23 protein-coding genes are annotated in these 22,470 nt (G+C 62.3%); 22 read left to right on the forward strand and 1 reads right to left on the reverse strand.

Annotated features, from left to right (window positions below):
* Nucleotides 1–66: 66 nt before the first annotated feature.
* The 7 genes from HGHM_RS08830 (at nucleotide 67) to HGHM_RS08860 (ending at nucleotide 9,197) form a co-directional block, all read left to right on the forward strand.
* On the forward strand, nucleotides 67–834 hold the full coding sequence (locus HGHM_RS08830; protein ID WP_019141162.1) for a flagellar brake protein: 768 nt from the start codon (nucleotides 67–69) through the stop codon (nucleotides 832–834).
* Nucleotides 835–968: 134 nt separating this feature from the next.
* Nucleotides 969–1,514, forward strand: coding sequence for a cytochrome b (locus tag HGHM_RS08835; RefSeq protein WP_019141163.1), 546 nt, complete (start codon nucleotides 969–971; stop codon nucleotides 1,512–1,514).
* A 164-nt stretch (nucleotides 1,515–1,678) separates the two neighbouring features.
* The gene (locus HGHM_RS21055) at nucleotides 1,679–5,179 is read left to right on the forward strand and encodes a CHASE domain-containing protein (protein ID WP_019141164.1); all 3,501 of its coding nucleotides are present in this window, start codon (nucleotides 1,679–1,681) and stop codon (nucleotides 5,177–5,179) included.
* A gap of 24 nt (nucleotides 5,180–5,203) precedes the next feature.
* Nucleotides 5,204–7,996, forward strand: coding sequence for a PAS domain-containing hybrid sensor histidine kinase/response regulator (locus tag HGHM_RS22275; RefSeq protein WP_019141165.1), 2,793 nt, complete (start codon nucleotides 5,204–5,206; stop codon nucleotides 7,994–7,996).
* Between the two features lie 10 nt (nucleotides 7,997–8,006).
* Nucleotides 8,007–8,393, forward strand: coding sequence for a response regulator (locus tag HGHM_RS08850; protein WP_019141166.1), 387 nt, complete (start codon nucleotides 8,007–8,009; stop codon nucleotides 8,391–8,393).
* 280 nt (nucleotides 8,394–8,673) lie between these two features.
* Nucleotides 8,674–8,880 (forward strand): hypothetical protein, encoded by a 207-nt coding sequence (locus HGHM_RS08855; protein ID WP_019141167.1) that lies wholly within the window; start codon nucleotides 8,674–8,676, stop codon nucleotides 8,878–8,880.
* A 2-nt stretch (nucleotides 8,881–8,882) separates the two neighbouring features.
* Nucleotides 8,883–9,197, forward strand: a complete 315-nt coding sequence (locus tag HGHM_RS08860) for a hypothetical protein (RefSeq protein WP_019141168.1) — start codon at nucleotides 8,883–8,885, stop codon at nucleotides 9,195–9,197.
* Nucleotides 9,198–9,371: 174 nt separating this feature from the next.
* On the opposite strand, the gene fliE is transcribed toward HGHM_RS08860, so the two are convergent.
* Nucleotides 9,372–9,713: a flagellar hook-basal body complex protein FliE gene (fliE, locus tag HGHM_RS08865; protein WP_026075839.1), complete on the reverse strand. Its 342-nt coding sequence runs from the start codon at nucleotides 9,711–9,713 to the stop codon at nucleotides 9,372–9,374.
* Between the two features lie 241 nt (nucleotides 9,714–9,954).
* Here fliE and fliF point away from each other — a divergent pair, with 241 nt between their 5' ends.
* From fliF to HGHM_RS21065, 15 genes are all read left to right on the forward strand, one after another.
* Complete coding sequence (gene fliF, locus HGHM_RS08870; protein ID WP_034348916.1) at nucleotides 9,955–11,604, forward strand: flagellar basal-body MS-ring/collar protein FliF; 1,650 nt, start codon at nucleotides 9,955–9,957, stop codon at nucleotides 11,602–11,604.
* On the forward strand, nucleotides 11,597–12,592 hold the full coding sequence (gene fliG / locus HGHM_RS08875) for a flagellar motor switch protein FliG (protein ID WP_019141171.1): 996 nt from the start codon (nucleotides 11,597–11,599) through the stop codon (nucleotides 12,590–12,592). The genes fliF and fliG overlap by 8 nt, the downstream gene beginning before the upstream one ends.
* Before the next feature lie 21 nt (nucleotides 12,593–12,613).
* Entirely contained in the window at nucleotides 12,614–13,258 is a 645-nt protein-coding gene (locus HGHM_RS08880) for a flagellar assembly protein FliH (RefSeq protein ID WP_019141172.1), read from the forward strand.
* Between the two features lie 3 nt (nucleotides 13,259–13,261).
* Nucleotides 13,262–14,668, forward strand: coding sequence for a flagellar protein export ATPase FliI (gene fliI / locus HGHM_RS08885; RefSeq protein ID WP_026075840.1), 1,407 nt, complete (start codon nucleotides 13,262–13,264; stop codon nucleotides 14,666–14,668).
* A 33-nt stretch (nucleotides 14,669–14,701) separates the two neighbouring features.
* Nucleotides 14,702–15,142 (forward strand): flagellar export protein FliJ, encoded by a 441-nt coding sequence (fliJ, locus tag HGHM_RS08890; RefSeq protein ID WP_019141174.1) that lies wholly within the window; start codon nucleotides 14,702–14,704, stop codon nucleotides 15,140–15,142.
* Between the two features lie 8 nt (nucleotides 15,143–15,150).
* A complete protein-coding gene (locus HGHM_RS08895; RefSeq protein WP_019141175.1) occupies nucleotides 15,151–16,323 on the forward strand; it encodes a flagellar hook-length control protein FliK in 1,173 nt (390 codons plus the stop codon).
* Between the two features lie 529 nt (nucleotides 16,324–16,852).
* Nucleotides 16,853–17,383, forward strand: coding sequence for a flagellar basal body-associated protein FliL (gene fliL, locus HGHM_RS08900; protein ID WP_019141176.1), 531 nt, complete (start codon nucleotides 16,853–16,855; stop codon nucleotides 17,381–17,383).
* Between the two features lie 21 nt (nucleotides 17,384–17,404).
* Nucleotides 17,405–18,406, forward strand: a complete 1,002-nt coding sequence (gene fliM, locus HGHM_RS08905) for a flagellar motor switch protein FliM (protein ID WP_019141177.1) — start codon at nucleotides 17,405–17,407, stop codon at nucleotides 18,404–18,406.
* A complete protein-coding gene (fliN, locus tag HGHM_RS08910) occupies nucleotides 18,399–18,800 on the forward strand; it encodes a flagellar motor switch protein FliN (RefSeq protein WP_019141178.1) in 402 nt (133 codons plus the stop codon). Before fliM ends, fliN begins: the two co-directional genes overlap by 8 nt.
* Nucleotides 18,797–19,231 (forward strand): flagellar biosynthetic protein FliO, encoded by a 435-nt coding sequence (gene fliO / locus HGHM_RS08915; protein ID WP_019141179.1) that lies wholly within the window; start codon nucleotides 18,797–18,799, stop codon nucleotides 19,229–19,231. The genes fliN and fliO overlap by 4 nt, the downstream gene beginning before the upstream one ends.
* Before the next feature lie 207 nt (nucleotides 19,232–19,438).
* On the forward strand, nucleotides 19,439–20,218 hold the full coding sequence (gene fliP, locus HGHM_RS08920) for a flagellar type III secretion system pore protein FliP (protein WP_051155290.1): 780 nt from the start codon (nucleotides 19,439–19,441) through the stop codon (nucleotides 20,216–20,218).
* A gap of 9 nt (nucleotides 20,219–20,227) precedes the next feature.
* Complete coding sequence (gene fliQ, locus HGHM_RS08925) at nucleotides 20,228–20,497, forward strand: flagellar biosynthesis protein FliQ (RefSeq protein WP_026075842.1); 270 nt, start codon at nucleotides 20,228–20,230, stop codon at nucleotides 20,495–20,497.
* A gap of 48 nt (nucleotides 20,498–20,545) precedes the next feature.
* Entirely contained in the window at nucleotides 20,546–21,334 is a 789-nt protein-coding gene (gene fliR / locus HGHM_RS08930; RefSeq protein ID WP_019141182.1) for a flagellar biosynthetic protein FliR, read from the forward strand.
* Nucleotides 21,335–21,675: 341 nt separating this feature from the next.
* Nucleotides 21,676–21,945, forward strand: a complete 270-nt coding sequence (locus HGHM_RS23165; RefSeq protein ID WP_148415449.1) for a barstar family protein — start codon at nucleotides 21,676–21,678, stop codon at nucleotides 21,943–21,945.
* 90 nt (nucleotides 21,946–22,035) lie between these two features.
* Nucleotides 22,036–22,455, forward strand: a complete 420-nt coding sequence (locus HGHM_RS21065; RefSeq protein WP_148415451.1) for a contact-dependent growth inhibition system immunity protein — start codon at nucleotides 22,036–22,038, stop codon at nucleotides 22,453–22,455.
* Nucleotides 22,456–22,470 lie beyond the last annotated feature (15 nt).

Below are 22,470 nucleotides of genomic sequence, written 5' to 3' on the forward strand. Positions count from 1 at the left end.
AGAAGGCGGGCAACGCGGTATCATACAGCCCCGACGGCAGCCGGCAGCCATATCAGACAGCAGGGAATGATGGAATTCAATAGCAATTTGGAATCGGAGGATCTCAGCCAGTACGAGGTGCGTTCGCGCCGCGAAATCGTGGCGCTGCTGCGAGCCATCCAGGAACGCAAGCAGCTGGTGACGATGCTGATCGACGGCGGCCCGGAAGCGATCGTGACGTCCATCCTCGACGTGGACGAAGCCAGCGACATGGTCATCATCGACCAGGCGCCCAATCCTGCCATGAACCAGCGCCTTGTCAGCAGCAGCGATTCCTCCCTCGAGACCAGTCTCGACAATATCCGCATCCTGTCCTTCGCCTCCGGCATCAAGCCCTGCCTGTACGACGGCCTGCCCGCCCTGCGCTTCGCCATCCCGGGGAGCATGATCCGCCTGCAGCGGCGCGAACATTACCGCGTCGCCACGCCGGTGACCAACCCGCTGCGCTGCACGTTCGAGCTGAAGGACGCAGCCGGCAAGCCCGTAGGTCGTGTGGCCCTGCCCCTGCACAACATCAGCGGCGGCGGCATTGCCGTCATCGACGAGAAGAAGCAGCTCGACAGTACCGTGGGCCGGGTCTACAAGGATTGCAAGATAGAAATGCCGGGCGCCAGCCCGGTGGTGGCGACGCTCGAAATCCGCAGTTCCGTCGATCTGTCCCTCTCCAACGGCAAGGCGGTGCGCCGCCTCGGCTGCATGTTCGTCGGACTGTCGGCGCCGATGCTGGCGGCGGTGCAGCGCTACATTACGAAGCTCGAACGGGAACGCAACGCCAGAGCAACCGGTCTGGGTTGATCGCTCCCTTTTTCCCCAAGGGATAAATCGCGTCATTTCCAGGGTCAAACGGCAAGCTGTTCGCATGTGCGGACAGAATACGGACCCACGAGGCCGCCGATGCAGGCAGCGCTTGCGACGGAAATAATGCCGATATGAAACCCGACTCTTTCGAGACCTATTCTCGACCGGCAATTCTTCTCCACTGGCTGATCGCCATCCTGATCATCGGCATGCTCGCCCTTGGGTGGTACATGGGCAGTCTCGAAAAGGGCCCGACGCGGGACTGGTACTACAACCTCCACAAGTCGATAGGCACCGTCACCCTTCTCCTGGTGGCGTTGCGCATCGCATGGCGCATCGGGCACCGTCCGCCGGAACTGATAGCGACGATGCCCATGTGGCAAAGAACGGCCGCGCATGCGGTGCATCATCTCCTTTATCTCGCCATGACGGTCATGACCCTGACCGGATTTCTCGCCAGCATTTTCGGCCGAGGCATCGTGTTCTTCGGCCTGCCCCTGCCAAGGCTGGTTCCGGAAAACCGTCCGCTCGGGCACCTGCTCAACGAGGTGCATGAGTTCACCGCGTGGGCGCTGGCAGTCCTCGTCGGGCTGCATGTCATCGCGGCCCTCTATCACCAGTTTGTCCTGAAAGACAGGTTGCTCATGCGTATGCTGCCGGGCGGGTCGCGTAATTAAGCCTGTCCGCAAAACATCTCCAGTTGCAGGCACCGGACTTATTTTTCTTGATCCAGAGAAACTTCCTTCCGGACGGGAAGCGATACAGGCTTATTGTCTGTTAGAGATTTCACCCCGCTTCGAGCCCTACCTTACAATGGCGGATTCGCTTTCCGTTGCCCATCATGCCTTTGCCGTTCCCTGTTTCACCCACCACATCGAAAGACTCCCCTGCACCGGAGCGCAGGCCGGCGCAAAGTCCTTATCTGCCGCCACTGCTGGCCGGGATCATTCTCGTCCTGTCCCTGCTCGTTACCTACGAAATGTGGAACGGCGCGCAGCTGGCCGCAAAAAAGAACCTGCAGGCCGAATTCGATTTTCGGGTGAGGGAAATCATCGAGCGGATCGGGCAGCGTATGGCGACCTATGAAGAAGTCCTGCGCGGCGCAAAGGGGCTGCTGCTCGGCTCGGACGACGTTGACCGCGCCGAATTCCGCACGTATGTAGCGACGCTCCATCTCGAAGACCACTATCCGGGCATCCAGGGCGTGGGCCTCTCGGAGATCGTGCCGAAGGCGGAAAAGAATGCCCACATCGCCCGCATACGCGCACAAGGATTCCCGGAATACGCCATCCTCCCGCCAGGCGATCGCGATCCCTACACCGCCATCACCCTGATCGAGCCGTTCAACGCGATGAACCAGCGCGCCTTCGGCTTCGACATGTATAGCGAACCGGTACGTCGTGCTGCCATGCAGCAGGCGCGGGATACGGGCCAGGCGGCGCTTTCCGGCAAGGTCACCCTGGTGCAGGAAGGCCCGGCCAGCAGCCAGCCCGGCTTTCTCATGTACCTGCCGCTGTACCGTGAAGGCGTGCCTGTCGATACTGCAGAACAGCGTCGCAACGCCATCACCGGCTGGGTCTATGCGCCCTTCCGCATGAATGACTTCATGGAAGGCCTGGGCGGCGAGCGTTCCACCGACCTCGGGCTCAGGATCAATGACGGCGAAGACATGTCGGCCCGGGCGCAGCTGTACGACTCGTTCCCCGATGCCCAGGGCGGCGAGACAGGCGCCCCGCTCTTCACGGCGATCAGAAAGATCAGCATCGCCGGTCATCCATGGACGCTGGAAATCGCCTCCGGCCCAAACTTCGAAGCCCGGATGAACCGGGAAACGCCGCGCTTCATCGCCATTGCCGGCGCCGGTATCAGTCTGCTGCTTTCGATGCTGGTCTGGACGCTCGCCAGCGGACGCAGCCGCGCGCTGGAACTGGCCATGAACATGACGCGCGAGCTGAGGGCCAGCGAGTTCCGCTGGAAATATGCGCTCGAAGGCGCGGGCGACGGCGTCTGGGACTGGGACCGCGGGACCGGCGAGGTGAGCTTCTCCCGGCGCTGGAAGGAAATGCTGGGGTATGACGAGGATGACATCGGCAATACCCTCGGGGAATGGGAAAAGCTGATCCATCCGCAGGACCGGCAGAAGGCGATCGCTGCCCTGGAGGACTATCTGGACGGCGGGGTCGCAAGCTATGTCAATGAACTTCGCATGCGGTGCAAGGACGGTTCCTGGAAATGGGTACTGACCCGGGGCATGGCCGTCAGCCAGGACACAGACGGCAAACCGCTGCGCATCATCGGCACGCATACCGACATCACCCGCCGCAAGCATGACGAGGAAGCGCTGCGTGCCACGCATGAGCGGATTGCCGCGGAACAGCAGCGCATGAAGGTGATTCTGGAAAACTCGCACGACGCTTTCGTGGCGATCGACGCCGAAGGACGCGTCACCGACTGGAATACCCGGGCCGAGCAGACCTTCGGCTGGAGCGCGGAAGAAGCCATCGGCCAGGAACTGGCCAAGCTGATCGTTCCGGAAGACCGTCGCGACGCCCATCTTGCCGGCATGCAGCGCTTCGCCGAAAGCGGCACCGGCCCCATGGTCAACCGGCTTGTCGAAGTCATGGCCCTGCATCGCAGCGGAACACTCATTCCGGTGGAACTGGCGATCGCACCGATCAAAAGCGATTCCGGCTACGTCGCCAATGCCTTCATCCGCGATATCAGCGAACGCAAGGAGGCCGAGCAGCGGGAAGCGCGGCGCCAGCGGGCGCTGGAGGAAGCCCGCGCCGCGCTGCAGCATTCCCAGAAGCTGGAAGCGATCGGCAAGCTGACCGGCGGCGTGGCGCACGACTTCAACAACCTGCTTCAGGTCATCACCGGCAATATCCAGCTGCTGCTGGTCGACGGCGACAACGGGCAGCTGAGGGAGGAGCGCCTGCACAACGCCCTTACCGCAGTGGAGCGCGGCGCCAAGCTGTCGTCGCAACTGCTGTCCTTCGCGCGGCGTCAGCCCCTGCAGCCGAAGGTGGTCAACATCCGCCGACTGGTGCGTGACATGGATGACTTGTTGCGGCGGACATTGGGAGAGACGGTGGAAGTTGAAACCGTCGTTGCCGGCGGGCTGTGGAATACGCTGGTGGATCCTCATCAGCTGGAAAGCGTCATCCTGAACCTGGCCATCAACGCACGCGATGCCATGAAAGGCAGCGGCAAGCTCACCATCGAGCTGGGAAACGCGATGCTGGACGAAGGTTACGTGCAGGCCCAGTCCGAGTTAAGGCCGGGGCAGTATGTGATGCTGGCCGTATCGGATACGGGATCGGGCATGACGGCCGAAGTCATGGAACGCGCCTTCGATCCCTTCTTCACCACCAAGCCGGAAGGAGAAGGCACCGGGCTGGGCCTGAGCATGGCCTACGGCTTCATCAAGCAGAGCGGCGGGCATATCCGGATCTACAGCGAGCCGGGCCATGGCACCACCGTCAGGATCTACCTGCCACGCTCCTTCGAGCCGGAAGACGAAGTGGCGCCCAAGCCGAGCGAGCCGGTAGTGGGCGGCACCGAAACCGTTCTTGTGGTAGAAGACGACCCGGGTGTGCGAAAAACCGTGGTCGCCCTGCTCGCCGGATTGGGCTACCGCGTGCTGACCGCGCACGACGGCGAGAGCGCGCTGGCGGTCATCAGGAGCGGCACGGCCATCGACGTGCTGTTCACCGACGTGGTGATGCCCGGGTCGCTGCGCAGCCCCGACCTCGCAAGGCAGGCCAGGTCGATCCTGCCCGGCCTCGCCGTGCTCTTCACCTCCGGCTATACCCAGAATGCGATCGTGCATGACGGGCGTCTCGATCAGGGGGTGCAACTGCTGAGCAAACCGTACCTGCGCGAGCAGCTGGCTCGCAAGCTGCGCGAGATCATCGACGCCCAGCAGCAGGTCAATGCGTCGACAAAACCCGCCGTCGAGCCGGCCGCCCCCGAGGCGCCACAGGCGAGCAAGAGCAGGTCGCTGCGGATACTGGTCGTGGAAGACAATGACGATTTGCGCCTGATTGCCTGCGAACTGCTCTCCACGCTCGGGTACAGGGCGCAGGGTGCGCGCAGCGGCGAAGACGCGCTGGACATGCTGGCGAAGGACAGCTTCGATGCTCTGCTGGTCGATGTCGGACTGCCCGGCATGAGCGGCATTCAGCTGGCGGAAAGCGTCAGGAAGACAAGGCCGGGGGTGCGGATCGTGTTCGCAACCGGCCGGGGAGATGCCTTGCATGAACTGAAGGACTCCGGATCGCGGGTGCTGACCAAGCCGTACAATCTGAGCCGCTTGCAGCAGGCCCTGGAAGAGGGATAAGCCGGTCGACTACACGGGAACGACATGATGAACACTGACAGAAACGTGGCCATTCCGGCCTTCCTCTCCGGCGGCGGGGAAGCCGGAGAGCTGATGCGCTCGCGCGACTGGTCCACCTCGCCGCTGGGCGACCCCGGTACCTGGCCGCAGTCGCTGCGCACGGTCGTCGACCTCATGCTGCATTCCAAGTTTCCGATGTTCGTTGCCTGGGGGCCCGAGCTCGGTTTCCTCTACAACGATCCCTACGTGGACATCCTCGGGGCCAAGCATCCGGCTGCAATGGGCGCCCGCTTCAAGGAAGTCTGGGCCGAAATCTGGCATGACCTCCTGCCGATGATAGAACGGGCCCTGGCGGGGGAAGCAACCTACCACGACAATCTTCCGCTCCTGATGCGGCGCAAGGGCTACGACGAACCGACCTGGTTCACCTTTTCCTACTCGCCCGTGCATGACGAAAGCGGCAAGGTCGCTGGCATGTTTTGCGCCTGCACCGAGACCACGGCGCAGGTGCTGGCCGAACGCTACCGCGCGGAGGAGCTTGAGCGCCTGCGCGGGATGTTCGAGCAGGCCCCGGGATTCATGGTGCTGCTGCGCGGGCCGGAGCATGTGTTCGAGCTGGTCAATGCCGCCTATTACAAGGTGACAGGTCCACGCCCGCTGCTTGGCAAGCCGGTACGTGAAGCGCTGCCCGAAGTGGCGGGTCAGGGTTTCTACGAGTTGCTGGACCGTGTCTATGCGACGGGCGAGCCCTATGTCGGCCGCGCCATGGCGATCAATCTGCACCGTACGCCAGGCGGCGCACGGGAGCAGCGCTTCCTCAATTTCATCTACCAGCCGATCAGGGACGCAGCCGGGCAAGTTACAGGGATTTTCATCGAGGGAAGCGATGTCACCGAATCGGTCAAGGCTACCGCCGCCCTGCGCGAGAGCGAGGCACGCCTGCGCCAGCTGGCCAACACCATTCCGCAGCTTGCATGGATCGCGGATCCGGACGGTGCGGTTCACTGGTACAACGACCGCTGGTATGAGTACACCGGGACCACTTTCGACCAAGTAAAAGGCTGGGGCTGGCAGAGCTTGCATGACCCCGAGTTTCTTCCCCGTTTCGCACAGGAATGGAAGGAGGCGCTCGCCAAGGGAAGCTCGATACAGATGACATTTCCGCTGCGCGGCGCCGATGGCAGGTACCGCCATTTTTATACCTCCGTTGCGCCTTTGCACGACGCATCGGGCCGGATCGTGCAATGGTTCGGAACCAATACCGATATCACTCCCCTGCTGGAGGCGCAACAGGCCTTGAGTGAAAGCGAGGAAAGATTACAGCAGGGATTGCGTGCCGCCCGCATGGTGGTATGGGAGTGGGATCTGGCCACCGGCGGACTCGAGTATTCTTCCAACGCCGCCGAAGTGTTCGGCCAGGCCTGGAACAGCGAGGAGCCGGTCTGGGAGGCTATGCACCCGGACGACCTGCCGCAGGCACGCGCCGCAGTAAAGCATGCCATTGACACCAACGGCCACTACGACGTGGTGGTGCGCATGACCCGCCCGGACAATGGAGAAACAATCTGGATCGATTTCGAGGGCCGCGTCATCGCCGATGCATCGGGCAAAGCCACACGCGTCAAGGGCATTGCGCTTGACGTCACGCAGCGCAGGCGCGCAGAGGAAGAGCTGCGCATCGCCAATCGGCGCAAGGACGAGTTCCTGGCCATGCTGGCGCATGAACTGCGCAATCCCCTTGCGCCGATCAGCGCCGCCGCCCGGCTGCTCAAGATGAATCGCCTGGATGAAGCGCGCATGCGCCGCACCAGCGAGATCATCTCTCGTCAGGTGGACCACATGACCAAGCTGGTGGACGATCTGCTGGACGTATCCCGGGTGACACGTGGCCTGGTCACGCTGGACAGGCAAACGATCGATCTCAACGAAGTGGTCGCGGATGCGGTCGAACAGGTTCATCCCCTGCTCGATGCGCGCCGTCACCAGCTTACGGTGCAGACCTCGGGCCGGCCGATGATGATGGAAGGCGACCGCACGCGCCTGGTGCAGGTTTTCACCAACATCCTCAACAATGCGGCCAAGTACACGCCTCCCGGCGGTGCCATCACGCTCAGGATGGGCATGGAAAACGGCCAGGCCGAGATCGGCGTGCGCGACAACGGCATCGGCATTCCGGGCGAGTTGCTGCCCTATGTCTTCGACCTGTTCACCCAGGCCGAGCGCTCGCCCGACCGCTCCCAGGGCGGCCTCGGACTGGGCCTTGCGCTCGTCCGGAGCCTGGTCGAACTGCATGGCGGAAGCGTCGCCGCAAAAAGCGAGGGCGCCGGCAAGGGCAGCGAATTCATCATCCGCCTGCCGCTACTGGCCCAAGCAGCCGACGAGAATACAGAACAGCAGGACAACGCCGGCAGCGGAGGTTCGAACCGGGCACTGCGCCTGATGATCGTGGACGACAATGCCGACGCGGCGCAAACCCTTGCCATCCTGCTGGAAATGGATGAGCACAAGGTATCGGTGGAATATGATGCGCGCAGCGCCCTGGAACGCGCCCCGCTGGAACGGCCGCAGGTACTGCTGCTGGACATCGGCCTGCCGGATATGGATGGCTACGAACTCGTGCGCCGGTTGCGCCAGATGCCGGAGACCGCACAGGCGGTATTCATTGCGCTGACCGGCTACGGGCAGGAGCAGGATCGCGGCCGCTCGAAGGATGCGGGCTTCGATCACCACCTGGTGAAACCGGTGGACACCGCCCGGCTCGCACGACTGATTGCCGACATCGCTTCCGCGAAGCACGCGGCTGGAAAGAATACTTAGGAAACCAAGCATGGAATCGCCGACAAAGCTCCCGACCCGCACCCTGGTGGTCGAGGACAATCCGGATTTCGCCCAGCTGATCCGGGATATCCTGGAAATCAAGGGTTGCGAAGCGCGGGTTGCCTCGAATGCGCGCAACGGGCTCAAGGCTGCGCAGGAAATGCAGCCGGACATCATCTTTTGCGATATCGGCCTGCCGGGCGAGCTGAACGGCCTGGAATTCGCCCGTGCGCTGCGCGCGGACGCCAACCTGTCCCGCACTCCCCTCGTCGCCGTGTCCGGCTATACCAGCGAAGCCGACAGGCTGCGCGCCATCGAAGCCGGGTTCGACATGGTGTTTCCCAAGCCGGTGAAGTTCGCGGACCTGACAGCGGCACTTGAGCGGTTTGCGACCTAAGGCAGCTCGATCGGGCGACCGTCGCTTTTGCAACAGATCCCTGCGCAGGTTGCCTATCGGCCGCCGCCGGGACAAGCGCTTTCCACCGGACTGATATGAAAAGGAGGTAGGGTGCGCCATGCGCACCATGCAATTCCGGTGCGCACGGCGCACCCTACTTCCTCTCGGATTTGGCATTGGGCCTTGCGATTTTCATCACGCGGGACTGCACACGGCCTGATTGCCTGCGGCCGGGCATCCTGTTAACCTGCCCTGACGATAATGTGAAAAAGGAAGAATTGTGCGAGCGACGTTCCGTTATCAGCGTGGTGACCTGATCAGCGATCTGCAGTTGGGCGGCCTGCCGTATCGAATAGAGCGGCGGCTGCGTGACGAGGACACCGGTGTCGGCCTGTATGTGATCAAGCGTGTCGACAGTAACACCGAGCTGCTGCGAAATGGCAAGCTGATCGACAATTCGGCTTGCTTTGGCCTGTACAAGGAATAGTAATGGACAAGCCTGGTGCAGACACGGACCGGCAGGAGCTGGAAGCAGCCATTGTTCGCCTGACGGAAGGCAAAGCCGGCAAGGATCCGGAAACCGTCTACTATCGCAATCTCTTTGAAGTCATCCGGGAAGAGTACCGGTTGAGGCGGAACAGATCGGATGAAGAGTACGCAAAGTCGCACCCCATCCCGAAGTCGCTGGAACAACAACGGTTGGAATGGAAACCGATCATGATCAAGGCGGATGACGCCGACATGGCGTCATTTGAAGAGGCTGCGCAGAGCTGGCAGAAGCGAGCTGGGCAGAAGGACGCATAGAGGCCTTCCAGCGAGAACGGGCCGCCGACGCCTTGTCAGCATTCAGCTTAACTGCCTTCCAGTTCCCTCTACACAGCCTCTACACAAATCATATTCACCCCGGCGAAGTGGGTGAACAGCTTCTCAGATATTCCCTTCAAAGCCATTTTTCCTTCCCAATCAATGGGAAAGAACTCAAACCTGCATGTTCATGATGTCGTGATAGGCCGACACCAGCTTGTTACGCACCTGCACGGTGGTCTGAAAGGTAATGTTCGCCTTCTGCATTGAAATCATCACGTCCGACAGGTTCACGCTGTCGTCTCCCATCACAAAACGTTTGCCGAGCTGCTCGGATTGCAGCTGGACATTGTTCACCTGATCCAGCGATGCCTTCAGGGCGGTCGCGAAGTCCAGTTTCCCCGCGGGCTTCTCGGCCCGGATCGGCCCCGCCTCATCCTGTGGCCTGGTCGCAGCTGCCTTCAGCTGCGAAATCATGGACTGGATCCTGCTTGCATCAATCATTGCCGGTTTCATTGTTCGCTCGCTTCCCTCAAAACGGTCCTCGGGACTTTTTCACGCCGCTACAGTAGCACGCGCACCTTGCGGCCTGAACCCGATTAGCGCGGGAAATCTTCCTCTATTCGGGGGATCGGATCGCGATAACACAAGGACAATTCACGCTAAGCCGCAAACCCCTGCGCCGGGAATCGATCCGGCAAACGGACAGTGACATGGACCAGACAAACCTGAATTGCAGACCTCGCAGAGGCCGATCATGGAAGTAACAGAAACCAGCGCCCCCACCCCGGCGCTCGTCAGCTTCGCGCAAACGCCAGGCGGCAAGAACTTTTTCCTGATGCTGGGCGTTGCTGCCGTCGTGGCCGTCATGGCCGGCGTCTGGATGTGGGGCCAGCAGCCCGATTATCGCGTGCTGTTTTCCAATTACTCGGACCGCGACGGCGGCGCGATCATCGCCTCGCTGCAGCAGATGAACGTGCCGTACAAGTTTGCCGAAGGCGGCAATGCGATCCTGGTGCCGGCGGCCCAGGTGCATGACACGCGGCTGAAGCTGGCGTCCCAGGGCTTGCCGAAGGGTGGCAGCGTCGGCTTCGAACTGATGGAGAACCAGAAGCTGGGCGTGTCGCAATTCCTCGAACAGGTCAATTTCCAGCGCGCCCTCGAAGGCGAACTGGCCCGCTCCATCCAGTCGATCGCAGCCATCCAGGCTGCCCGCGTCCATCTCGCCATGCCGAAAGCCTCGGTATTCGTGCGCGACCAGCAGAAGCCCACCGCATCGGTGCTGCTCAACCTCCATCCCGGCCGCGGCCTCGATCCGCAGCAGGTGAGCGCGATCGTGCACCTCGTGGCGAGCAGCGTGCCCGACCTGCCGACGAAGAACGTGACCGTGGTCGACCAGAACGGCAACCTGCTGTCCGAGAACAACAAGCTCGCCAACAGCAATGGCCTCGACCCGACGCAGCTGAAGTATGTACAGGAGCTGCAGCAGAGCATCGTCAAGCGCATCGAATCGATCATCACGCCCATCGTCGGCGCGAACAACGTGCGTGCCGAGGCAACCGCGGACGTCGACTTCTCGCACACCGAACAGGCCGCCGAGACCTACACGCCGAACCAGGGACCGAATGCGGCGGCAGTGCGCAGCCAGCAGAGCAGCGAATCGCAGAACGGCGGCAATACGGCCTCCGGCGTGCCCGGCGCGCTCACCAACCAGCCGCCGGCTCCCGCGACCGCCCCGCTGACGGCGCCCGCCGTGCCGCCGGCAGCGAATGCGGGCGCAGCGCCAACGTCCAGCCACAAGGACATGACGGTCAACTATGAAGTCGACAAGACGGTGCGCTACGTGCAGCAGCCGATGGGCGGGTTGAAGCGCCTGTCGGTGGCGGTGGTGGTCAACTACCGGAAGGAAGTCGACAAGAACGGCAAGGTGTCGATGAAGCCGCTGAGCGAACAGGAGAAGTCGCAGATCACCGACCTGGTGAAGGAAGCGATGGGATACAGCAAGGAGCGCGGCGATTCCCTCAACGTGGTCAACAGCCCGTTCGCCGGTGCCGAGAAGGAAATCATCGAGGAGCCGCCGATCTGGAAGCGCCCGGAAACGATCCAGACCGCCATGGGCATGGGCAAGTACCTGCTGATCGGCGTCGCGCTGCTCTATCTGTTCTTCGGCTTCCTCAAGCCCCTGCTCACCCGGGTCAAGCACAACATCAGCCCGCCGCCGCCCCTCCCCGCTCCCGAGGCGGAGGATGAGGAAGACGCACTGGTACAGATTTCGCACGAAGCGGAAAACGCCGCGGAAAAGCCGCGCAACTTTCAGAACAACCTGGAGCATGCGAAGGAACTCGCGCGCCAGGACCCGCGGATAGTCGCCAATGTCGTAAAAAACTGGGTAAGCAAGAATGAGTGACGACGGAGTTCAGAAAGGCGCGATCCTGATGCTCGCGCTCGGCGAAGAGGAAGCGGCGGAGGTGATGAAATATCTCAGTCCGCGCGAAGTGCAGAAGCTCGGCGCCGCAATGTCCACCATGAAGGCGGTGTCCAGCAACGAACTCGACCGGGTGCTGAACGAGTTCCGCACCCAGACCGAGGAAAGCACCTCCTTCGGCCTGGATTCGGACGAATACATCCGCGCGGTGCTGACCAAGGCGCTGGGCGAAGACAAGGCGGCCACCCTGCTGCACCGCATCCTCGGTAGCCGGGATGCGAGCGGCATCGAGAGCCTGAAATGGATGGACGGTCCCTCGGTGGCGGACCTGGTGCGCAACGAGCATCCGCAGATCATCGCCACCATCCTGGTGCACCTGGAGCGTTACCACGCCTGCGAGGTGCTGAACTGCTTCTCCGAGCGGCTGCGCAACGACGTGGTGCTGCGGATCGCCACCCTCGACGGCGTTCAGCCGGCGGCATTGCGCGAACTGAACGATGTCCTGACCAAGCTCCTGACCGGCAATGAAAACCTGAAGAAGAAACCGATCGGCGGTGTACGCGCGGCAGCGGAAATCCTCAACTTCCTCTCCGGCGACATCGAAGCCTCGGTGATGGAAAACCTGAAGAACTACGACTCCGACATGGCGCAGAAGATCATGGACGAGATGTTCGTATTCGACAACATCATCGATATCGACGACCGCGGCATCCAGATCCTGCTGCGCGAAGTGCAGTCCGAATCGCTGATCATTGCCTTGAAAGGCGCCAGCCAGGAACTGCGCGACAAGATCTTCAGGAACATGTCGCAGCGCGCGGCGGAGATGATGCGCGAAGACCTGGAATCCAAGGGCCCCGTGCGCCTGTCGGAAGTCGAGACCCAGCAGAAGGAAATCCTGCAGATCGTGCGGCGCCTGGCCGACGAAGGACAGATCGTCCTCGGCGGCAAGGGCGAAGACACCTTTATCTGATAGCTTCCGAACAGGATCACCATGAGCTCCACCGTCATACCCAAGGAAAAACTGTCCGCCTACCAGCGCTGGGAACTCGCCTCGTTCGACGACTTCCGGCCGGCTCCCGCCGCGCCGCAGAACGAGGCCGAGAATGCCGAGATGCTCGCCGCGCTGCGCGAGCAGGCGACCCAGGAAGGCCATGCAGCCGGCCATGCGGAAGGCTATGCCGCCGGGCTGGAAGCCGGCCGTGCGGCAGCCGCGGAAGAGACGGCCCAGCTCCTGCGTCTCGCGGAAACCTTCGGCCACGAGATCGCCAAGGCCAACGAGATGATCGCGGACGACATGCTCAACCTGTCGCTCGATGTCGCCAAGGCAATGCTCAAGACCGCTCTGAATGTGCGCCCCGAGCTGATCCTTCCGGTCATCGGCGAAGCCATCCGCTACCTGCCGACGGTGCAGCAGCCCGCCCTGCTGTTCCTGCATCCCGAGGATGCGGTGCTGGTGCGCGAACGCATGGGCGACGAACTCGAAAAGGCTGCCTGGCGCATCACCGAAGACGCGCACATGGAACGCGGCGGCTGCCGCATCGAAACGCCAAGCAACCAGATCGACGCCTCGCCGTCGACCCGCTGGCAACGCATTGCAGCTGCGCTCGGCAAGGAATCGGACTGGCTTGCGGAGTAAGACATGAATCCCCCCGCATCCCCTTCGTTGCGCTGGCAGGCCTACCTGCGCGACTGCAGCGCGCTGGCATCGATTGCGGAGCCGATGCTGGTCTCCGGCCGCGTGACCCGCGTGGCCGGGCTGGTGATGGAAGCAGTCGGCCTGAAGCTGGCGGTGGGCAGCGCCTGCACGATCCCGCTGGCAAGCGGCGCGCGCATCGAAGCCGAAGTGGTCGGTTTCGAGGATGACAGGCTGTTCCTGATGCCGCAAAGCGATGTGGAAGGCGTGGTGCCGGGCACCCGCGTCTATCCGGTGGAAGTGGTGCAGACCCTGCCGAAGCCGGGTTCCGTCGAGCACCCGCGCCGCCGTCCGAGCGACCGCGGCCGGCATCTGCCGGTGGGCGACGAATTGCTGGGCCGGGTCCTCGACGGCGCCGGCCGGCCGCTCGACAATCTCGGCCCCCTGCGCGCCGCGCATGCCGCGCCGCTCAACGTGCGCCCCGCGAACCCGCTCAACCGCGCGCCGATCACCGATATCCTCGATGTCGGTGTGCGTGCCATCAACAGCATGCTGACCGTCGGTCGCGGGCAGCGCATGGGCCTGTTCGCCGGCTCCGGCGTCGGCAAGAGCGTGCTGCTCGGCATGATGGCGCGGTATACCGAAGCCGACGTGATCGTGGTCGGCCTGATCGGCGAGCGCGGCCGCGAAGTCAAGGAATTCATCGAGCAGATCCTCGGCACCGTCGGTCTCGCGCGTTCGGTCGTGGTCGCCGCACCAGCAGATACGCCACCCCTGATGCGCCTGCAGGGCGCCGCCTACGCCACTGCCATCGCCGAGCATTTCCGCGACCAGGGCAAGAACGTCCTGCTGATCATGGATTCGCTCACCCGCTATGCGATGGCGCAGCGCGAGATTGCGCTTGCGATCGGCGAACCGCCCGCGACCAAGGGCTATCCGCCTTCGGTCTTCGCCAAGCTGCCGACGCTGGTGGAGCGCGCCGGCAACGGCAAGCCGGGCGGCGGTTCGATCACTGCCTTTTACACTGTCCTGACCGAAGGCGACGACCAGCAGGATCCGATCGCCGATTCCGCCCGAGCCATCCTGGACGGGCACATCGTGCTCAACCGCACGCTGGCCGAAGCAGGCCATTATCCGGCGATCGACGTCGAACAGTCGATCAGCCGTGCCATGCACAACATCACCGGTGCCGATCATCAGAAGCAGGCGCGGCGCCTGAAGCAGCTGTATTCGCGCTACCAGCGCAACCGCGACCTGATCAGCGTCGGCGCCTACGCCGCCGGCACCGACCCGGTGCTGGACGAAGCAATCGCCCTGCAGCCGAAGATCGAAGCCTTCCTGCAACAGGACATCGACGAGCAGGCCGGCATATCCGAAAGCTTGGGGCAACTTTCCTCTCTGTTCGGACGATAGACGTCTCTCCGGAAGTTCTAGACTTGGGTCACTATGGCAACCAATTCGGCAATCGACACGCTTGTCGAGCTGGCGACGACCCAGGCGGATGAAGCCGCGAAGCGGCTTGGCCTGGCAATACGCGCCTGCGAAGACTCGGAACAGAAACTGGCACTGCTGCTGCAGTACCGCGACGATTACCAGGCGCGCTTCCAGTCCGGGCTCGTGTCCGGGCTCACGGCGGCGGCTTACCGGAATTTCCGCAACTTCATGGACAAGCTCGACCTGGCGATTTCGGGCCAGCAGCAGATCGTGGACGATGCCAAGAGACGCATCCAGCAAGAGCGCAGCACCTGGCAGGAAACCGAACGCAAGCGCATGTCCTATGACACCCTGGCCGGCCGCGCACTTCGGGAACAGCAGCGCAAGGAAAGCCGCCGCGACCAGAAAGCAATGGATGAATTTGCAACGCGGGCATCGCTCCCGAAGACTTAACCGACATCATGCAGACCTCGCCAATACTCAACCCGATCAACGCCCTGTCCAGCCCTGCACCCGCGCCAAAGCAGCCGGATAGCCCGGCTTCAGGCCCCGGCTTCAACCAGGTCCTGTCGCGTGAAGTGGCAGAGCGCAGGCCGGCCGCCGAAGCAGCCAAGGCACCCGCGAAGGAACAGGCCGGCAACGGCGCACCGAAGCAGGCGGAGGCAGCGAAAAATCCGAATTCGCCCGCCAAGTCCGCCGAAAACAAGACCGAACAGGACGGCGACAAGCCGGAAGAAGACACCGAAGCGACCGCGTCCGCCCCGGCTGACATGCTCGCGCTGGTTGCCAGTCTCGGCCAGGTGGCCGCGGTCCCGACCGAAGCGCGCGCCCAGGGCGCAAAGGCCGACGACGCTGCCGTAATTGCGACCGACAAGGATGGCCGGGCCTCCCGCGCCTCGCTGGCACAGTTGTCGCAGTCAATCGAAGGCACAGCGGCATCGGCAAAAACTGCGACCGACGGCGAAGCAGGTTTCGGCGCAGCCATGGACCAGGCCGCAAAGAAAATGCCGGCAGACGCCTTGCAGCCAGGAGAGTTGTCCGCCGCAGTAAAACGTTCTGTGGGCGAGCTCGCCGCCAAAACCCAGGAACAGACCATCGCCACCCAGCCGGCAAGCCTGACGGCGGCCGCGCAGCCGCTGGCACCGGCGGCGCTGAATGCGGCCCAGGCTGCCGGTGCGCATGCAAGCGACAGACTGACCCCGCCGGTCGGCAGCCCTGCCTGGGACCAGGCGCTTGGGCAGAAGGTGGTGTGGATGGTCGCCGGCGAACAGCAAAGCGCGTCCCTCACGCTCAATCCGCCCGACCTCGGGCCGCTGCAGGTGGTGCTCAACGTGTCGAATTCCCAGGCCAATGCGACCTTCATCGCCGCCCAGCCGGAAGTTCGCCAGGCGCTGGAAGCGGCCCTGCCCAAGCTGCGCGACATGCTGGGCGAGGCCGGCATCCAGCTCGGCCAGGCTTCGGTCAATGCCGGCACCCCGAACCAGCACGGCTCGCAGGGCGAACAGGCTTCGCAGGGCGCACGCCGGCATGAGACGGCGGGTGCGGGCGGCGTCGGTGGCGTCGATGCCCCATTGCGCACGGCCCGGGTCCGGCCGGCAAGTGGCGGCGTGGGGATGGTCGATACCTTCGTGTGAGCTTCCCTCTCCTTCGAAGGCGACATAGCAGTGGTAGGGTGCGCCATGCGCACCGTTCGTACGGTATTGAGCACACGGTGCGCATGGCGCACCCTACTTCTAGACGGATCAGGTCGGCAGCCGGCGGCGTGGGGATGGTCGATACCTTCGTGTGAGATTCCCTTCCCTTGAAGGGAAAGGAGCTACCAACTCGACCTTGCAAGGCCTCGGGGTGAGTCGGACGTGAAGCGGCGCTTCGCGAAACGCCCGACACCTCCCCCTCCAGGCAATGGTAGGGTGCGCCATGCGCACCGTCCGGACGGCGTTGGGCATATCCGGACGACGTTGGGCATACGATGCGCATGGCGCACCCTGCTTCTACTGAGCGCTAACGAAGCCCCGTCGCCTGCAAGGGACAGACAAATACGTACAGCAGCACCTTCACAAGCCAGAATATGCGCCGACTTCCTCCTTCTATTCGACGCATCCTGCCTGCCTGCTTTTCCCGATAATTAAAAAACAATGCTCCCAGCAGGACAAAGGAAACGCCATGGCAACCGCTCCGAAAGCAGCCCAGAAAGCCCCCTCCAAGGTCGTCGCCATCGAGGAAGGCGCCGCTGCGCCGAAGAAATCCAAGACTACCTTGATCCTGATCCTGGTCATCGTTCTGCTGGTGGCCGGCGGCGCTGGCGGCGCGTGGTATTTCATGAGCCACAAGGCCGAAGGCGCAAGCCACACCGAAGCCAAGCATGAGGCACCGAAACCGCCGGTCTTCGTCAACATGGACCAATTCATCGTCAACCTGCAACCGGACGACCTTGGCGAAAAATATCTGCAGGTGCAGTTCACCCTGCAAGTGCCCGATCAGGAAACGGTAGACCGGTTGAAGCTTTACATGCCCCAGGTGCGCAGTCGGCTGCTGCTTCTCCTTTCGAGCAAGACGGCGACGGAAATCTCGAGCGCCGAAGGCAAGAAGAAGCTGTCGGAAGACATCATCGCGCAGGTGAAGCAGCCGTTTGCACCCAACGCCAAGCCGCAGGAAGTCGGCGGCGTGTTCTTTACCTCATTCGTCATCCAGTAATCGGGATCGTGGAGTAAAACCATGGCGGACAGTTTTCTCTCCCAGGAAGAAGTCGATGCCCTGCTTCGGGGCGTGACCGGCGAGGAGGATGACAAGTCCGGCACGGAGGACAGCTCCGGCATACGCCCCTACAACCTGGCGACGCAGGAGCGCATCGTCCGCGGCCGCATGCCGACGCTCGAAATCATCAACGAGCGTTTCGCGCGCCTGCTGCGCATCGGCCTGTTCAATTTCCTGCACCGCACTGCCGAAGTATCGATCGGGCCGGTGCGTGTCCACAAATACAGCGAATTCATCCGCAACCTCGTGGTGCCGACCAACCTCAACCTGGTCCACATGAAGCCGTTGCGGGGCACGGCGCTGATCGTGTTCGATCCGAACCTGGTGTTCCTGCTGGTGGACAACCTGTTCGGCGGCGATGGCCGCTTCCATACCCGGGTCGAGGGCCGCGACTTCACCCAGACCGAGCAGCGCATCATCCATCGGGTGCTGCAGATCGTGTTCGAAAACTATGCGAAATCCTGGGAGCCGGTCTACCCGGTCGAATTCGAATACGTGCGCTCGGAAATGAATACTCAGTTCGCGAATATCGCGACGCCGAACGAAGTGGTGGTGGCGACCACCTTCACCGTCGAGCTTGGCCCGGTCAGCGGAGAAATGCATTTCTGCACGCCCTATTCCATGATCGAGCCGATCCGCGACATCCTGACCAGCAGCCTGCAGGGCGAAACGCTGGAGATGGACAAGCGCTGGATACGGCTGATGAAGCAGCAGATCCAGACTGCCGAAGTGGAAATCGTGGCCGACCTCGGCACCACGAAGATGACGCTCGGCGACGTGCTGAAAATGAAGGCCGGCGACGTCATCCCGATCAACATCCCCGAAATGGTGGAAGGCAAGGTGGATGGCGTGCCGGTGATGGAATGCACCTACGGAAAATTCAATGGCCAGTATGCGCTTCGCGTCGAGAAGCTGCTGACCTACAGTACCAGCGAATTCAATCAGGGAGATGACAATGGCTGACGATAACGCGAGCCAGATGAGCACCGACGACGACTGGGGCGCGGCCATCGCCGAACAGGCGAAGGCCGAAGCCGCTGCCAAGACCGCGCAGTTCAAGGACCTGTCGGCCGGCAGCGTCAACAGCGGCACCCATAACGACATTGATTTCATCCTCGACATCCCGGTCCAGCTGACCGTCGAGCTCGGACGCACCAAGATCGCGATCAAGAACCTGCTGCAGCTCGCGCAGGGCTCGGTGGTGGAACTGGACGGGCTCGCGGGCGAGCCGATGGACGTGCTCGTGAACGGCTGCCTGATCGCGCAGGGCGAAGTGGTGGTGGTGAACGACAAGTTCGGCATCCGCCTGACCGACATCGTCACGCCGTCCGAACGGATCAGGAAGCTGAACAAATGATGGCACGCGCCCTCCTCGTCGCAGCGCTGGCCGGCGCCAATGCCGCGGCATTTGCGGCGCAGCCGAGCGCGGCGACCACTGTGAGCACTGCCAGCACCGCCGGCAGCCTGTTCCAGGTTCTGCTCGGCCTCGGCGTGGTGCTCGGCCTGATGGCGGGCGCCGCCTGGCTGCTTAGGCGGCTCGGCATGGCGAGGGGCCCCGGCGCCGGCGTGGCACGCATCGTCGGCGGCGTCAGCGTCGGCAACCGCGAGCGGGTAATGGTGGTGGAAGTGGCCGACCAGTGGATCGTGGTCGGCGTGGCCCCGGGCCGCGTCAACGCCCTGTCCACCATGCCGCGCCAGGAACAGCCGGTTCAGACAAGCAATGCGCAGGCAAGCGGAAATTTCGCCGCATGGCTCAGGCAGAGTATTGACAAGCGCAATGGCGGCTAAGCAGATGTCCGAGATTGTTGAATTGGGGCGCGGCCAGGCTCACTCCCGTTCAGGGGGAAGGCGCAACTGGGGATGGCTTTCAATCGCTGCAAATGCCCCTGCCCGCCTCGCAGGAAGTAGGGTGCGCCATGCGCACCGCGCCGTCCCGGTGCGCATGGCGCACCCTACCTCCTTACCCCTCCAGGCTTGCGAAAGCCGCTTCAGAACATGAACCTCGCTCCATCTCGTCTCGTTCAGACCGCCGCACGACTGGCACGCCGCTGGCTTCCACTGGCATTGGGCTGCCTGCCGCTTCTCGCCAGCGCGCAGACCGCAGGCCTGCCGGCCGTCACCAGCACGCCTGCGGCAGGCGGCGGGCAAACCTATACCCTGAGCCTGCAGACCCTGCTGCTGCTGACCTCGCTCACCTTCCTGCCGGCAGCCCTGCTGATGATGACCAGCTTCACCCGCATCATCATCGTCCTGTCGCTGCTGCGGCAGGCGCTCGGCACCCAGACCGCGCCTCCGAATCAGGTGCTGATCGGGCTGGCGCTGTTTCTCACGCTGTTCGTGATGGGGCCGGCATTTGACAAGATCTACACCGAAGCCTACCAGCCGCTGTCGGACAACAAGATCACCATGCAGCAGGCACTCGAACGCGGCGTCGCGCCGCTCAAGACTTTCATGCTGAAGCAGACCCGGCAGAGCGACCTCGCCCTGTATGTGAAGCTGTCCAATGGGCCGCAGCTGGAAGGCCCGGAAGACGTGCCGCTGCGCGTGCTGATCCCGGCCTTCATCACCAGCGAATTGAAGACCGCCTTCCAGATCAGCTTCGCCATCTTCATTCCCTTCCTGATCATCGACATGGTGGTGGCCAGCATCCTGATGTCGATGGGCATGATGATGATGTCGCCCGCGATCGTTTCCCTGCCATTCAAGCTGATGCTGTTCGTGCTGGTCGACGGCTGGCAGTTGCTGATCGGCTCCCTTGCACAAAGTTTTTACTGAGGTATTGCCATGACTCCGGAAAGCGTAATGACCCTCGGCCGCCAGGCCATGGAAGTCACCCTGATGGTATCGGCTCCGATGCTGCTCGTGGCCCTGGTGGTCGGCCTCGTGGTCAGCATCTTCCAGGCCGCGACCCAGATCAATGAAATGACCCTGTCCTTCATTCCGAAACTGGTCGGCATCTTCGTCACCCTGGTGGTGGCCGGGCCGTGGATGCTGTCGGTCATGCTCGATTACATGCGGCAGATGTTTTCCAGCATTCCGAACATGGTCGGCTAGGCTGCCCCTCCAGGCGCGAGCCGCACAAATTCCTCTACGCAGCACCGCATGATCACCGTCAGCAGCGCCGAACTGAACGTCTGGATCGCGGCCCTCATCTGGCCGCTGACGCGCATCCTCGGCCTGCTCGCGGTCGCGCCGCTGTTCGGCAACCTGAACGTGCCGATGCGCATCAAGGTCGGCCTCGGCATCATGCTGTCGCTGATCATCGCCCCGACCGTTCCGGAATTGCCCGCGCTGGACCCGCTGTCGCTCGCCGGCCTTCTCATCCTTGCCCAGCAGCTGGTGATCGGCCTCGCACTCGGATTCGCCATGCGCATCGTGTTCGCCGCCGTGGAATTCGCAGGCGAGGTCGCCGGCCTCACGATGGGCTTCGGCTTCGCCAGCTTCTTCGACCCCAACACCCACGGCCGCTCGTCCGCGATCAACCAGTTCCTCTCGCTGCTGGCGATCCTGCTGTTCCTCGCGCTGAACGTGCACCTGATGATGCTGTCGACACTGGCCGAAACCTTCCAGATCCTGCCGATCTCCTCTGCGCCCTTCTTCGGCGGCGGCTTCCAGCAACTGGCGAGCTGGGGCGGTCGCATCTTCAGCGCCGGCCTGCAACTGGCGCTGCCCGTCATCGCCGCCCTCCTCATCACGAACGTCGCCCTCGGCATCCTGACCCGCGCAGCCCCGCAGCTCAACCTGTTCGCGATCGGCTTCCCGATCACCCTCGGCGTCGGGCTGATCGTGATTGCGCTGAGCCTGCCGTATATTGCGACGCCAATGGCGAACTTCTTTCAGGAAGGGATCAATATGATGGGGCGGATTGCGGCGGTTGCGGGTGGGCGGTAGCGGTTGTTACGCGGCGAATTCGGCAGATTCTATTTCCGACCGACAAAGCTCATAAGAGCAGAGAAAATCTCTTGCCACATAGACATGAGAGAGCTCATCCTTTAAGCTTTGACGCTCATTGTGAAGGCAAGGATGCTACCGACTAACCAGCGCCGGAGAAATTTGGAACCTGTTTAGTCAAGCCTTGTTTCACGTTTATTTATCACTGCATGGATAAACAGTGTCGCTTCAAAGCCAGCACTGGTGCGGGTAGCGGACAGTCGAGCTGCTTTGCATATCAGCTTGGCGCCATGCATAGCGGACACTGGGTGTCCATCTAATTATTCAGTTAGGCACCATACATGCGCGAGTTCATAGTTTCACTTGAAGGTGTTAATTCATTTGACGAGTTCGTGGCTGCTTTTAATTCCGGGTTTTGTAATGCAGTAGGCGGACATTGGAACGGGCGAAGCTGGGATGCTTTTAACGATTACCTATCATGGCCCGAAGAGAACGAGTATCGTTTGTCGTTTGAAGGCTGGCATAAATGCCCCAGTCTTAGTGCTGAGGACCGCAGAATGATTACAGAAATTGTGAGGGGCAATCCTCATGTTGCCGCTAAATATGCCTAACATTTCAATGGACACCGACGGCTGCGCCGCGGGTCATTTTTAACGTTAGAGCCAACGGTGCGACTCCAACCGTACTTCTGAATGAACCTCATGAGAAAGACCATAGAACAGCTAGAGGGCGCAGTGTGGCGCGAACCTGCGCATGGTTCGCATCTAGCCGCGACGTGCCACCAATTAAGAAAGAAGCCAATAAATCAGTTCAGCGTTGAAGATTTGCGACTGATGATTGGCCAAGATATCGGGTCGGAATATCTCGTGCCTGTCGCAATGGAAGTCCTGGAGAGGGACCTACTTGCCGAGGGCGACTATTACCCGGGCGACTTGCTCAAGTCCTTGATTACCCTGCCAAAACAGTATTGGGAAACACACTCAAAGCAGCTGCGGCAAGCGAGAGATGTGGCCTCACGCGCATTCACCAGGTTGGAAGAAGCCGCACAGCTGGACGCCCGCCCGAGCAACCGAGATTTGATGGCAGCAATTGAGAAGTTCTTGAACGAACCGCCCCTATAAGCGCTACCCGAGGTC

Origin of the sequence: Noviherbaspirillum massiliense JC206 (assembly GCF_000312045.1) — a bacterium.
GTDB classification, from domain to species: Bacteria; Pseudomonadota; Gammaproteobacteria; order Burkholderiales; family Burkholderiaceae_D; genus Noviherbaspirillum; species Noviherbaspirillum massiliense.